General features: G+C 51.2%; 10 protein-coding genes. All 10 read left to right on the forward strand.

What is annotated here, in order from left to right; translation table 11 throughout:
• Positions 1 to 26: 26 nt before the first annotated feature.
• A complete protein-coding gene (locus LN737_RS28890; RefSeq protein WP_405514419.1) occupies positions 27 to 1,502 on the forward strand; it encodes a serine hydrolase in 1,476 nt (491 codons plus the stop codon).
• A 130-nt stretch (positions 1,503 to 1,632) separates the two neighbouring features.
• Positions 1,633 to 2,805, forward strand: a complete 1,173-nt coding sequence (locus tag LN737_RS28895) for a serine hydrolase (RefSeq protein WP_405514421.1) — start codon at positions 1,633 to 1,635, stop codon at positions 2,803 to 2,805.
• A 225-nt stretch (positions 2,806 to 3,030) separates the two neighbouring features.
• Complete coding sequence (locus LN737_RS28900) at positions 3,031 to 5,382, forward strand: ABC transporter permease (protein ID WP_405514423.1); 2,352 nt, start codon at positions 3,031 to 3,033, stop codon at positions 5,380 to 5,382.
• A 100-nt stretch (positions 5,383 to 5,482) separates the two neighbouring features.
• On the forward strand, positions 5,483 to 7,858 hold the full coding sequence (locus LN737_RS28905) for an ABC transporter permease (protein ID WP_405514425.1): 2,376 nt from the start codon (positions 5,483 to 5,485) through the stop codon (positions 7,856 to 7,858).
• Positions 7,859 to 7,963: 105 nt separating this feature from the next.
• Complete coding sequence (locus tag LN737_RS28910) at positions 7,964 to 8,257, forward strand: hypothetical protein (protein ID WP_405514427.1); 294 nt, start codon at positions 7,964 to 7,966, stop codon at positions 8,255 to 8,257.
• A gap of 209 nt (positions 8,258 to 8,466) precedes the next feature.
• The gene (locus LN737_RS28915) at positions 8,467 to 10,881 is read left to right on the forward strand and encodes an ABC transporter permease (protein WP_405514429.1); all 2,415 of its coding nucleotides are present in this window, start codon (positions 8,467 to 8,469) and stop codon (positions 10,879 to 10,881) included.
• Between the two features lie 89 nt (positions 10,882 to 10,970).
• A complete protein-coding gene (locus tag LN737_RS28920) occupies positions 10,971 to 12,050 on the forward strand; it encodes an OmpA family protein (RefSeq protein ID WP_405514431.1) in 1,080 nt (359 codons plus the stop codon).
• Positions 12,051 to 12,265: 215 nt separating this feature from the next.
• The gene (locus LN737_RS28925) at positions 12,266 to 13,321 is read left to right on the forward strand and encodes a DUF4097 family beta strand repeat-containing protein (protein WP_405514433.1); all 1,056 of its coding nucleotides are present in this window, start codon (positions 12,266 to 12,268) and stop codon (positions 13,319 to 13,321) included.
• A gap of 38 nt (positions 13,322 to 13,359) precedes the next feature.
• Positions 13,360 to 13,749, forward strand: coding sequence for a hypothetical protein (locus LN737_RS28930; RefSeq protein WP_405514435.1), 390 nt, complete (start codon positions 13,360 to 13,362; stop codon positions 13,747 to 13,749).
• Between the two features lie 147 nt (positions 13,750 to 13,896).
• On the forward strand, positions 13,897 to 14,223 hold the full coding sequence (locus LN737_RS28935; RefSeq protein ID WP_405514437.1) for a helix-turn-helix transcriptional regulator: 327 nt from the start codon (positions 13,897 to 13,899) through the stop codon (positions 14,221 to 14,223).
• The last annotated feature ends 9 nt before the right edge of the window (positions 14,224 to 14,232 follow it).

Here is a 14,232-nt window from a genome sequence, read left to right on the forward strand (position 1 = left end):
CTCCGTTCTACAACGACCAACATCTCATGTATCTCAACCGAATTATTTCTACCGTTTGTTTGCTAACAACCCTGCAGGTAGCTATTGGACAGACGAAACCAGCAGCCGCTGAAGCCGCCATTCAACAATTGGGGGCGGCATTCATGCAGGAGAAAGCGCATGTAGGCTTATCAATCGGGATCATCCAAAACGGGAAGACGACTTTCTACAATTTCGGTACGTCGGAGAAAGGCAAAAGTCAGTTGCCTACCCAGAACACGATTTATGAAATTGGCTCGATCACGAAAACCTTCGGGAGTCTGCTGCTGGCGAAAGCCGTTGTCGAAAAGAAAGTCAGCCTGGAGGACGACATACGGAAATACCTCGACGGTAACTACCCGAATCTGGCCTTCGAAGATAAACCCATAAAGCTGGTTCACCTGACCAACTTGACCTCGGAACTGCCCGACAATTTTCCGGACAAGCCCGACAGGTTTAAGCAAGCCAATCCCGATTCCATTCCGTTCCGGATTGTGAATGAATTGACTACGTATACGAAGCAGGATTTTTGTAACGATATGCACGCCGTTGCGCTCAGGGCGGCTCCCGGTCAGAACCCACGACACTCCAACGTAGCGGCTCAGCTGGTGGGCTATATTCTGGAGAAAATCTACCAAAAACCTTACGAGGAGTTGATCAAAACGCAGATTGAACAGCCGCTCCAGATGCGCAATACGTTCGGACCAGAAACTTCGTCGGATCAGTTCGCCATTGGCTATGACGGGAAGGGCAATCGGATGCCCGCTTTTACGTTGAAAGCGATGCAGGCGGCTGGTGGGCTTCGGTATAGTGCCGCTGATTTGCTGAAATACGCAGCGTACCAACTGGATGAACGTAACAAAGCCGTGCAACTGAGCCATCAGCTTACGTGGGGAAACGTTGAAAACCTCGCGCTTGGCCTGAACTGGTTTCTCCACAAAACCATCGACAGCAAACGGCAGCTGGAACACTCTGGCGGTACGTTCGGCTTCGCCAGTTTCTGCGATCTGTACCCCGACCAGAAAACGGGGATTGTGCTGCTCGCTAATAATTCGGATCAGTCAACGCAGGGCCAGCTCCAGGAACTGTCAGGCAAAATCATGAATGCGTTATACGGCGAACCCGTTGCTCTAACGGCCCTTAACGAGGGCCTAAAAAATCGTGGATATGCGCAGGTAATCGACGTAGTGAAGGAGGTTCATACAAAACACCCCGAACTGTACCTGTCCGAAAATTACGTGAATGGTTGGGGTTATACGCTGGTCGGGCAAGGCAAACTACAGGATGCGCTTGAGATTTTCAAACTGAACGTTAGTCTGTATCCCCAGGGCTGGAATACCTACGATAGCCTGGCCGAGAACTACGAACACATGGGCAATCGTGCAGCAGCGATCACCAATTACAAGCGGTCGTTGGCGTTAAATCCCCAGAATACCAATGCCATCGATTTCTTAAAAAAGGTTGGCGAAACTGCGGGTAGGTAGCTACCGCTAAAAGACGAAATGAGGCCATTAACGGGAATATTTACGCCTATAAGACGATGCAAGCAACCTCGCTGCATCAAACTGCATCTTCCAACTGTTTGACACAATCCTCTAAACCAGTCGACTCCCCATGAATGCCTGGCTTATCTCTGCTCTTTTATTATTTCCCTCAGCGCTGATTTATCCGAAGCGGCCTGCCGCACTGACTCTTCTTCCGGAAAAAGCGTTCACGGATAACCCTCTGCAAAACCCGGTTGATTTCATCGTTGAACAGGCAGCCCAGCAGTTTATGGCAGCACCGCAGTCGGTGGGGCTTTCAGTCGGAATTTTCAAGGACGGGCAAACCTATGTGTATAACTACGGTACGGTCGAAAAGGGCAGCTCACAACTTCCAACCAGCCAGACGCTTTACCCCATTGCGTCTATAACGAAAACATTTACAGGGGCCTTACTGGCTCAGGCAGTTGTTGAAAAGAAGGTGAGTCTGGGTGATGATATTCGCAAATACCTGACAGGCTCCTACCCAAATCTGGAGTATCAGGGGCAGCCTATCCGGCTCTTTCATTTGATCAATCATCGGTCGGGCTTACCTTTTCTGCTGCCGAACCGCCCCGACGCGTTTGCCAATACAACCCTACCATCGTCGGCAATAGCTACTGAGTTGCTGCAAAATTACTCGCGCGACAACTTTTACGAGGATCTGCACAAAGTCAGCCTTACGAACGTACCGGGTTATACGTTCAGCTATTCCAACGCGGGCGCTCAACTGCTGGGTTACATTCTGGAGGGCGTCTACAAGATGCCTTTTGAAGAACTCGTACGTCTGAAAATTACCCAGCCCCTCACCATGAACAGGACCAAAATTACGCTGACGCCTTCCGATCAGGCCAGTTTTGCCAAAGGCTATAACTGCGAGGGGGAGCAGATGCCGTATAGTCCCGATGAGCTTCAGGGAGCCGGTGCGTTGAAATCGACCGTAACCGACATGCTGAATTATATCCGATGGAACGTAGCGGAACAGGCAGAATCGGCAAAACTAGCGCACCGGCCTACCTGGGGTGATGCCAATCGGTATTCGGCGGGGCTGAACTGGCAAATGCTTCAATCGTCCGGAAACCGGGTTATCTGGCAGGATGGCAACATCCCTGGCTTCAGCAGCCTGTGCGTAAACTACCCCGAACTGAACATGGGTATTGTGGTCCTCTCCAATGAATGCGATCGTATGACAGCCTCCCGGATTACTACGCTGGTCAACGAGGTCGCCCAAGCGCTGGACGAACGGGCGGTGCAGCTACCCAACTGACGAGGCCTAAAACATGCGCTGAGCATGCTTTCCCTGCGGACAAAAATAGCTGTCCGCAACTGAACGGAATACGTCCGGTTTCGGACGTATTCCGTTCAGTTTTTTAACATAATATACTAGTAGTCATATACTTACAAGCAATGGTATAATATTTGAGCGAGTTAGCGAACACGATGCGAAGCATACGGCAAAAAGCTTATGGTTCCGCGCACCGGCAGCAAAACTATGCTCAGCAACTACCTCAAAATAACGCTGCGAAACCTATGGCGGAATAAGCTGTACACGAGCCTGAACATTGGCGGACTAGCTATTGGGCTGGCAGCGTGTTTGCTGATGGCGCTGTATGTCAACCATGAGTTTTCGTACGATAGTTTTCATCCCAAGGCCAGCCGAATTGTACGCATCACAACGGTCATGAAAACGCCGGAGGCTCCGTTCGCCATAGCTTCTGGACCACTGCCACTAGCCCCCACCCTGAAACGAGATTATCCCGACGTCGAAGCCGCTGTTCGCTTTGTGATGACCGGCGCCACCGTTCGTACAAAAGACAAACTGGTTGGGCAGTCGGATGTGTACTACGCTGATAATGAAGTTTTTTCGGTATTTGCGTATCAGTTTCTGGCTGGAAATCCGGCCAGCGCCTTAGTCAGCCCAAACAGCGCCGTTGTCACGGAGAGCTTTGCCACCAAGTATTTCGGGCGCACCGACGTACTGGGCCAATCGGTTCAAATTAATAAGGAAACGTATCAGATTACGGGCGTTATCGCGAATCTGCCTAGCAATACTGATTTACCGATCAGTGCCTTATTATCCAAAGACTTATCCCAAAAAACTAGCTGGCTGGAGGATGATTTTCCGGCTTACACCTACGTATTGTTTAAAGGTGAGCCCAACCTGCCCAGTCTGACGAAAAAGCTGGCTCAAATGGCAACGAAGTACGTTGATCCTGAATTGAAAAAAGCGGGAGCCGAAAACTATTCGCTCAGTTTTCCGGTGGAGCGGCTGACTGACGTTCATTATAGCCTGGGCAAGCTGGAGGACACCCCAAAAGGTAATAAGCAGTATAGTTATCTGTTCGCTTTTCTGGCGGTATTCGTGCTGGCCATTGCGCTCCTCAACTACATCAATCTGTTAACGGCCAAAGCCAGCGAACGGGCCAAAGAGGTTGGCATCCGGAAAGCAACCGGCGCTCAGTACGGTCAGCTCGTGCGTCAGTTTTTGTTTGAGTCCTTTTTGCTGAGCGGCCTGGCTATTTCCTGTGCGCTTGCCCTGCTTCAGACAACCCTTCCTACGTTCAATGAATGGCTGAACATCCGGCTTCTGATCAACTGGCGGGAAGCGATTCCGCTGGTCGGCTTTACCTGGGTCGTCGTTACGTTGCTGGGCGGGCTATACCCGGCGTTTGTGCTCTCCAGCTACCGCCCGGTCGACGTACTGAAAGGACAGTTGACAGGCTATGGCAAAGGACTCTGGCTACGTAAATCGATTATCGTTTTTCAGTTTGTACTGGCCGTCGGTATGATTGCAGGGGTTCTGGTCATTCATCAGCAGATGGATTACCTCCAGCATTACGACGTTGGCTTTCGGAAAGAGCAGGTGTTGAGCGTTTATTTACCCGACGACTCCACAGCCCGGGCGGGCGCGCAGGCGTTTGCGAATAGTTTGCAGCAACGTTCGGAAATCGATCTGGTAACGCTTGGATCAGGGCTGTCGGACGGTCCGATGGCGATGTCCTCAACGCATATCCGAACGAATGGCAAAAAGCGGGAGTTGATGGCCAATTACATGTTCATTGACGAAACGTTTGTGCCACTCCTGGATATTCGTCTGAAAGCAGGTCGTAACCTTTCCGCTCAGCTAAAGACAGACGAGAAGGGAGGCTTTTTAGTTAATGAAGCGTTTGCGAAAATGGCTGGCTGGCAGGAAGGAGTCGGGCAGCCTATCGAAGGGTTTGGACATAAAGGGGCCGTTGTTGGCGTGTTGAAAAACTTCAATTATCACTCGCTGCACAATCCGGTCGAGCCGCTGGTGCTGATTTACCGTACCTTTCCCATCAACAACGTAATGGTGCGCGTCAAACCCGCTGCGCTATCGGTCGTCAAAACAATCTGGCAACGGCATTACCCGACTTACCCGTTCGATTACAGCTTTCTGGACGAATCCTTCGATGCCAAATACCGGAAAGATCGGCTGATGGGCATGGTGTTCAACTGCTTTGCCGGGCTGACTATTCTGGTTTCGTGCCTGGGTCTGTTCGGGCTGGTAGCGTTCACCACCGAACGTCGTACCAAAGAAATTGGCGTTCGGAAAGTGCTGGGCGCTTCTGTGTCAGGCATCGTTACGTTGCTCTCCAAAGATTTTCTGAAACTTGTGATCATCGCTATTCTGATTGCCAGTCCGATAGCCTGGTGGGCCACAAACCGATGGCTACAGGATTTTGCCTACAAGACGGAGCTTTCGTGGTGGGTGTTTGTGCTGGCGGGTTTGCTGTCCATCACGATTGCGTTGCTGACCGTTAGCTTTCAGAGTATAAAAGCAGCCTTGATGAATCCGGTAAAATCACTTAAAACGGAATAGGAGGAACAGGGAACAGGCAGAAGGGAGAAAGAACAACGATACTCCTACTCCTTCTCCTTTTTCCCTTCTGCCTGTTCCCTGTTCCCCTCCTCCCTGTCCCATGCTCCAGAACTTCCTAAAAACAGCCTTTCGCAATCTTTGGAAACACAAGTTGTTTACGGCAATCAACGTATTTGGCCTTGCTTCGGGCATGTTGGTTTGTCTGTTGGCCATGATTGATATCAAAGGCGCTTTTGACTACGATTCGTTTCACACACACCCAGCCCGAACGTACCGAATCATAACGGACGTAACAACGGCCAATAATGACGAGCGAGGGTTTGCTACGTCTCCCCTGCCCCTCGCCACTACGCTGAAACAGCAGTACGCTTTTGTTGAGGAAGCCACGCGAGTGATCAGAAACTACGGCGATTTTACGGCGAATCGGAAACAATTGCCGGTAGTGTACAGCGCCGTCGATCCGGGTTTCTTCACGCTGTTCGGTTTCAAACTAACGAAAGGTCAGGCGGCTATTTCACCACAAACCGCCGTCCTGACGCAAAAAACAGCCGAACGATTTTTTGGTACGGCCAATCCTATCGGAAAACGTATTGACCACCCGGAAATAGGGGCGCTGACGGTTGTGGGCGTGCTGGCTGAACCGCCCACTAAAACGCACCTTAATTTCGATCTTCTGGTTTCGATGGCCTCCCTGTCTGGTCCTGAGTGGGAGCGCGCCCGTGCAGACTGGAAAAACTTCTCGCAAGGCTATACCTACGTTTTATTGAAGCCGGGCATCCCTGCCGAAACCCTGACGAACGTACTGCCCGGTCTGGCGAAACGGGTTACCAACGGGCTTCGCCTGGCGCATGAAAAAGGGTACACATTTCGAAGTCAGTCACTGGCGACGCTTTCCCCTGGCCGCGAGGAACTGATGCTTGGTACGTATGAACCAAGCGCCGGAAAACTGGAAACAGAGCTGGGCGTAGGCTTACTGACGTTATTACTGGCCGCTTTCAATTACATAAACCTGACCCTGGCCCGGTCGTTGAGCCGCGCCCGCGAAGTAGGTATCCGCAAAGTGGCCGGGGCGTTTCGCTGGCAGCTGATGGGGCAGTTTATGGCGGAGTCGGTGATGCTTTCGCTCTTGGGGCTGGGCCTGGCGTATGGCATGCTTCAGTTGGTAAAACCCATGCCGTTTGTCCAGCAGTGGCTCATTGGCGGAGTTCAGTGGGAACAGGATGCCCGTGTATGGCTGGTGTTTATCGCGTTTAGTATGCTTACTGGCCTGCTGGCGGGGTTGCTCCCTGCCCGCGTGCTCTCTGGATTTCAACCCGCTCAGGTTCTTCGGAGTCAGACAGGGTTGCGGGTGTTTCGGGGAATTACCCTTCGCAAATCGCTGATTGTTGCTCAGTTTTCCATTTCGCTCATTGCGATGATTGCCCTGCTCGGTATGGCCCGGCAGCAACACTATATGAGTACGGCAGATTATGGATTTAGTCGTAAAAACGTATTAACCATTCCCCTCAATGGATTACCTGCCAATCGGCTAGCCGATAACCTGAATCGATTAGCTGGGGTAGAGCACGTATCGGCCACAGTAGCTCGGTTTGGCGACCATGGCGGTAACGGGCAGATGGTCTACAACCAGCGGAGAGGGGGCGATTCGGTAGCGACGGATGTTTTTGCTTCGGATGCCAACCTCCTCTCAACCGTTGGGCTGACGCTCCTGGCGGGTCAGAATATGCCTGCGTCGGTATCGGATTCAGCGTCGCATCTTGTCCTGATCAATGAAGAAGCCATTCGGGCGCTTAAGCTGGGCGAACCGGGAGCGGCTGTAGGGAAAACCCTCTGGCTGAACGATAGTACCGACGTTCAGATCGCGGGCGTTGTGAAAGATTTTCAATTCACTACGCTCGCCATGAAGATACATCCGCTAATGCTTCGCTATCAACCGATCGACTTTCGGTATCTGAACGTAAAAGTAGCCGATGGCAATCCCGAAGCGGTTAAAGCTAGCATTGCCCAAATCTGGAAACGTCTGAACCCGTACGAACCTTTCGAAGGAGTCTGGTACGACACCTATCTCATTGATCGCCATAGCCATACCGACGATATATCGTTTATGGGCTTACTTATTGGCTTTGCGATCTCCATTGCCTGTCTGGGCTTGCTGGGCATGGTTACCTACACAACCCAACTCCGAACGAAAGAGGTGGGCGTACGGAAAGTGATGGGCGCCCGGGTCGATCAGGTAGTGTGGCTGTTGTCGTGGGATTTTCTGAAGCTGCTGCTGATTGCCGGGGCGATTGCAATGCCGCTAGGGTATCTGGCAACCAGCTTTTTCTTAATGACGTTCGCCTATCACGTAACGGTAGGCGTGGGTACGCTGGGGCTGTGTTTTGGCATTATGCTGCTGCTGGGAGGATTAACCATTGGCTGGCGTACGTACCGAACGGCTTTAACTAATCCAACGGATAGCCTGCGGGCAGAGTAGCAGGGTGCTGGGTGCGCGGAGCACGTATAGCCCGAATTCCCCGCCCTTCTGATCTGCCTTAGTAATAAGAGTTTACTTGTTTGTTACTATTCCTTTTCTAAAGCTATGTCGTACATCGCCATTCCCATCTCTTCGTTGCCTGGCAAACAGGATATCGAAATCGACGTGACCATCAATGGTCAGAAACAAGCGCTACATTATCGAGTCGAACTGTTCTACTGGGGCGATTGCCATGTGCCGACTTTCGACCGGGTCGAGTGCATTCGTCAATTGCTGGCCGATTACGACCAGGACTGGACACTCTATTACATCGGTTCGCCAACCGATGAGTTTGTTCCTATTACGTTTGTGAAGAAAGAAGATCTGGTTAAACAACGAACGTTGCTGAGAACTCGATAAGTACGGTTTTCTTCCGCACTGATTACAACTGCTTTGAATCGCTGACAGCGTCGGACGAACTCTCATACGGGTGAGATGGTCCACGCTCACAGCGGTTCAAAGCAGTATTGTTTTTAAAAATACATACCTCTATTCTTTATATATAAGAAAATTATATATTTGCTACGTCCTGCTTAGCCTGGTCTAAACCTTTGTAAAAACGTACGGGTATGTTCCGAAACTTTGTCAAAATCGCTCTGCGTAATCTCTGGCGCAATCGCAGGGTTAGCGCGGTCAGCATTATCGGACTGGCCATTGGTCTGGCCTGCGGCATCGTCATTTTTTTGTTGGTGAGCTATATGTTCAGCTTTGACCGATACCATGCCAAAGCCGACCGAACGTACTGGGTCGTTACAGATATTCGACAGGACAACGTGGTTCCGACCGACGCTACGCCCCGGCCATTGGGCGAGATTCTCCGACGTGATTTCTCGTTCGTGGAGAGCGTAGTGCGGCTTGAAAATATATTCGGCCGCATCATCGGCGTACCAGACGGGAAAGGTGGGTATTCAAAGAAGTTCGAGGAGTCGCGCAATTTGTGTTTTACCGAACCTCAATTTTTCGAGGTATTCGATACAGAATGGATCAGCGGCAATCCGAAAACAGCACTGTCAGCGCCCAACACCGTGGTTCTTTCGGAACGGTACGCCCAAAAATATTTTGGCTCGGCAAATCCCATCGGGCAGCGGCTACGCTTTGATAACCAGGCCGATCTGACGGTGACTGGCCTGATCAAAAACTTGCCTTCCAATACGAAGCTGCATTACGATGCCTTTATTTCCTACGCTACGGTTCCGGCCTTACTCGGCAGTCAGGGGAAACAGGCGATGCAAAACTGGGAAAGCGTCAGCACGGTATGTTTTGCCAGTCTGCGCCCCGGTACGCCCGTTGACCGACTGGTTAAGGGCTTGAGTGCTATCCGACAGAAGTATTTGAATCCGCAGGAAGCAAAAAAACTGGATTTCCATGCGCTAACGCTCGATGACCTGAACCACAATCCGCAATACGGCGGGCAGGCTCCGCGTCCAATTCTTTATGCGCTGGTCGTTGTCGGCCTGTTTCTGGTTATGGCTGCCTGCATAAACTTCATCAATCTGGCGACGGCTTATGCTCTGAAACGGTCGAAGGAAGTTGGGGTCCGGAAAGTAGCGGGCAGCTCACGCAGGCAGTTGATTGGTCAGTTCATGACCGAAACGGCCCTAATTACGCTGGCGGCTGTCCTGATCTCCCTGCTGCTGGCTCAGCTGAGTTTGCCGCTGCTGAACCAGGCGCTGGCCATGCTACACGCCGATATGTCGATTCTTGATCTGGTCAAACCGAATGCCTGGCCGTGGTTTGTAAGTCTGGTGGCAGGAGTGATTTTACTGGCGGGTCTTTATCCGTCGCTGGTGCTGGCCCGCTTCAATCCAGTGGCGGCACTACGTACTGGTTATGGGCAGTTGACCGCAAAGCAGGTCGGCAGCGTATCCGTACGACGGGGGCTGGTGATCGTCCAGTTTTTCATTACCCAGCTGTTTATCATCGGTGTACTGGTGATGATGCTGCAGGTACGGCACATGCAGCAGACAGATATGGGTTTCCAAAAAGAAGCCATTCTCACCATACCCGTACCCACCGACAACGCGCTGAAGCAGGACGTACTACGTAGCCAGTTAGAACAAATAGCCGGCGTAGAGCAGGTTGCGCTGGGCGTTGAACCACCCGCTTCGCATCGGCGCATACCCATTCCGTTCACGTACGATACCCATACACAACCCGAAAAATTTCCGACTACGGTTAAAGTTGGTGACAAGAATTACGTACCGCTCTTTGGCATTAAATTACTGGCTGGCCGCAATTTCATGAACAACGACACAGCCGACAGCGAAGCCCTCGTCAATGCAACGATGGTGAAACAACTGGGCTTACGGACACCGACGGAGATTCTGGGAAAACGGCTTACCGTATGGGGCGGCACGAAAACCATTGTCGGCGTCGTGAACGATTTTCATATCAGTGAGCTACGCGAAGCCATCCCACCGACAACGATTCTGAACTACTACCGGGAGAACCACATGGCTGCCCTGAAGCTCAATCCGGGGAATCTGACCGAAACGGTTAAATCGGTGGAAACCAGTTGGAATCAGCTATTCCCGGAGCATGTTTTCAAGGCCGATTTTGTCGATAATCTGCTCAATCAATTTTATCTGACCGAACGGATTCTGCTGGGGCTGGCGGAAGTATTTTCCCTCATTGCCATTCTGATCGGCTGCCTGGGACTTTATGGACTGGTGGCGTTTATTGCCGAAGCAAAAACAAAAGAAATTGGCGTCCGGAAGGTACTCGGTGCTACTACCAATGAGCTTATGTGGCTGTTCGGACGGGAGTTTAGCCGTCTGCTGATCATTGGCTTTTTGCTGGCTGCTCCCATCGGCTGGTTTCTGATGAATGGCTGGCTAAAAAGCTACGTGTACCGCATCCAGTTCAGCTGGTGGATTTTTGGGATTACGCTACTCACGACCACGCTCATTACGGTCCTGACGGTAGGTTATGAATCCCTGAAAGCGGCTCTGATGAACCCGGCCAGCGCCTTAAAGACCGAATGACATGGGGGCAAGATTTTAACCTTCTGAAAGCTCGGCATTTTCGGGAAGTTAGCGTAACTTAGTTTATACTCTCGTTATCAAGCCAGCTCATGAAATTGATACGTATAATTGGGTGGGTGATGTTTTCTCTGGCGGTGCAACAGGGCTGGGCACAGTCGGGTCTTAAGGGCGAGTATTACGTCGGCACGAACTTCGAACGCAAGGTTTTCACCCGCATCGACCCGACAATTTATTTTAACTGGCGTGGCCGGAATCCAGCACCGGGTGTTCCTACGTCCTATTATTCGATACGCTGGACTGGTAAACTATTGGCACCCGTTACCGGGAAATACGACTTTTTCGCTAAAGTAGACGACGGCATCCGGGTTTGGGTTGGCAACAAAAAAGTGCTGGACTCCTGGCAACTGAACGATTCCCGAGACTTTAGTGGCAGCGTAATCCTGAAAGGCGGACAGTATTACGATTTACGGGTAGATTTTTTCAACGATCTGCTGGAGGGCGAAATTCAGCTTTACTGGCAACGGCCGGACAAACGACAGGCCATAGAGAACCCGTTTGTCATGGCTGGTGAGCCTATAATGTCGCAGTATTTCTTTCAAAAAGCAGCGCCTGCTGCCATACCGCCGAAACCCAGCGTGGTGGTTGCCAAACCTACAACAGTAGCACCAGTTTCGCCGAAACCTACTGTCTCCAAACGTGCAGCCAGCGTAATCCCTAAGCCATCGGTTAAACCATCGACGACGAACCGAACGATTATCAGCGACACGGTAGCGACGCGCTCAATACCCACCCGCACATCCACGGCAGAACAACTACCTGATATTAAGCCGGGGATTACGTTCATCCTGCATCATGTTCAGTTTGAACAAAGCAGTTACGTATTGCTGCCCGAATCGTCGGTGGAGCTGAACAAACTCGTTCGGGCTATGGAAACGAATCCGCAATGGCATATTCATATCGTAGGCCATACCGACAATGTCGGCGATTCGCGGCTGAATCTGGCGCTTTCGGAGCAGCGTGCCAAAGTGGTGGCTACGTATCTGGTGCGCCGGGGTATTGCCGACGACCGTATCACGACCGAAGGTTTTGGCGGTAAATATCCACTGGCTGACAATGCGGTTGAAAGCGAACGGAGCAAAAACCGACGCGTGGAAATAACGGTCCGGTAAATAGCAGAAAGACGTTTGCTACGCTGTCCGCCCCTGAACAAACTACGTCCATTACCGGACAACTAGCGGCAAGCTATTCAAGATAAATCTCTCGCTATCAGTTATTTACCATTATTGGCACAGTACTTGACCAACAGAAATTGAAAAACACACGACTTCTGTGCAACCTTCCCGAAACGAATTGCATCTTTAGTTTACATAACCAGACGAACCACATGAAACGAAATCAATTCTTCCTGACTTTACTGGGCGTAGCAACTATTTCTTTAACTGCTTTCGCGACGAAACCCACCGACGACCGTGATACGCCTTATCTGACCAAAACCTTTTCGGGAAATATCAGTGCCGTTCGGGCCGAAACATCGGGCGGTAGCCTCAGTGTCGAAGGAGGCACCGACATGAATGCCAAAGTAGAGATGTATGTACGTGGCAACAATGGCAACAACAATCTCGACAAAGCCGAAATTGAAGAGCGCCTAAAAGATTATGACATCACCATCGCTCAGGAAGGCAGCACCATCGTAGCAACAGCCAAACGTCGGAACAACGATCGCGACTGGAAACGCTCGCTGAGCATCGGTTTCAAATTTTACACTCCACGTAAGGTTACCACCGATCTGCGTACGTCGGGCGGCAGCATTCACCTGGCCTCCCTGGCCGGTTCACAAAAATTCCGTACCAGTGGCGGCAGCCTGCACATGAGCGATATTCAGGGCGATGTGAACGGGCAAACCTCGGGCGGCAGCATTCACCTCGACCGCTGCCAGGCCGGAACCTCGGGCGAACTCGATCTGCAAACCTCCGGCGGATCAATCGAAGCCAAATCCTCATCAGGAAAAATGCGCCTGCATACATCGGGGGGCAGCATCAGCCTGAGCGATCTGAAAGGCAGTGTTGACGCACAAACTAGTGGCGGCAGCGTACGCGGTGAAGACATCAACGGTGATCTTAAAGCCGGTACGTCGGGAGGATCAATCCGGCTGGCAAACGTAGCAGGCAGCATCGACGCCAGTACCAGTGCTGGTGGTATTGACGTCAGCATAACCAAACTGGGTCAGTACGTTCGACTGAACACCAGTGCTGGCAGCATCAACGTGAAAATGCCCCTCGATAAAGGGCTGACCCTAAACCTGAGCGGCAACCGCATCAAAATTCCCCTCAACAACTTCAGTGGCGACACCGAAAAAGACCGTATCAAAGGCACCGTAAATGGTGGCGGTATTCCGGTAACACTTTCCGCTAGCAGCGGAAGCGTTAATGTGAACCAGTAAATACTGAAAAATGTAGAATGAGTAATGGATAACTAGTAATGACTATAGTATCCGTTACTCATTCTACATTTTCAGCAACCATGCAGGCTTCATTCTTCAACCGTCGACTCCTCGTAAATACGCTTCTAACGCTGGCTGGCTGTGCCTTACTCCTCTATTGCATTAAAATAGCCATTGCCGCCCATTTACCATTTCTGGTTGCCACATTACTGGCAACCGTTCTGGGTGTGCTGGAACCCCGTAAGGGCTGGTTTCTGGCCCTGGTTCAGGCAGCGACGATCTGGCTGGTCTATACGTTTTTTCTGGATCACCCGACCAACAATTCCGACAGTGAGGTGGAGGTTTTCAGCCTTTATGGCTCCATGATTCTAACCTTTGTCGGCAGTTTTATCGGCGGTCGACTAAAGCGCGTATTCGACCGGGCGTAAAGAATTTATGCCATTTATGCCCAGGCCAGCTGTTCATCCCCGAAATTTCATGGTCCTGCTCTGCGAACTGGTCTTACATAAAAGCAGGTTATCAAAAAATATTCATCGTAATATTGCGATATACAAATCAAATAGTACCTTTGTGCTATGGGTGTCACGAAAACGGAAATATTCTCAGCGGAACAGAATCGGATTGCGGAACTGGCAAAAGCGTTTGCTCACCCGGCGCGTGTGGCCATTCTGCAATTGCTGGCTCAAAAGAAAGCCTGCGTTTGTGGGGACCTGGTCGACGAATTGCCATTGGCACAGCCCACCGTTTCGCAGCATTTGAAGGAATTAAAACGCATTGGTATTATTCAGGGGGAAATCAACCCACCCCGTGTTTGCTACTGCATCAACGAAGCGGTTTGGGAAGAAGCCCGGCAGGCATTCGGTACGCTGCTCGATACAGTGGCAGGAGCCACCTGCTGCTAAGCGGACAGC

The sequence above is a fragment of the Spirosoma sp. KNUC1025 genome (assembly GCF_045160025.1).
Lineage (GTDB): Bacteria > Bacteroidota > Bacteroidia > Cytophagales > Spirosomataceae > Spirosoma.

What these genes read in the sequence shown, in the direction of transcription:
- LN737_RS28890 (WP_405514419.1), top strand. Translation starts at nt 27, where the DNA reads ATGTATCTCAACCGAATTATTTCTACCGTTTGTTTGCTAACAACCCTG.
- LN737_RS28895 (WP_405514421.1), top strand. Translation starts at nt 1,633, where the DNA reads ATGAATGCCTGGCTTATCTCTGCTCTTTTATTATTTCCCTCAGCGCTG.
- LN737_RS28900 (WP_405514423.1), top strand. Translation starts at nt 3,031, where the DNA reads ATGCTCAGCAACTACCTCAAAATAACGCTGCGAAACCTATGGCGGAAT.
- LN737_RS28905 (WP_405514425.1), top strand. Translation starts at nt 5,483, where the DNA reads ATGCTCCAGAACTTCCTAAAAACAGCCTTTCGCAATCTTTGGAAACAC.
- LN737_RS28910 (WP_405514427.1), top strand. Translation starts at nt 7,964, where the DNA reads ATGTCGTACATCGCCATTCCCATCTCTTCGTTGCCTGGCAAACAGGAT.
- LN737_RS28915 (WP_405514429.1), top strand. Translation starts at nt 8,467, where the DNA reads ATGTTCCGAAACTTTGTCAAAATCGCTCTGCGTAATCTCTGGCGCAAT.
- LN737_RS28920 (WP_405514431.1), top strand. Translation starts at nt 10,971, where the DNA reads ATGAAATTGATACGTATAATTGGGTGGGTGATGTTTTCTCTGGCGGTG.
- LN737_RS28925 (WP_405514433.1), top strand. Translation starts at nt 12,266, where the DNA reads ATGAAACGAAATCAATTCTTCCTGACTTTACTGGGCGTAGCAACTATT.
- LN737_RS28930 (WP_405514435.1), top strand. Translation starts at nt 13,360, where the DNA reads ATGACTATAGTATCCGTTACTCATTCTACATTTTCAGCAACCATGCAG.
- LN737_RS28935 (WP_405514437.1), top strand. Translation starts at nt 13,897, where the DNA reads ATGGGTGTCACGAAAACGGAAATATTCTCAGCGGAACAGAATCGGATT.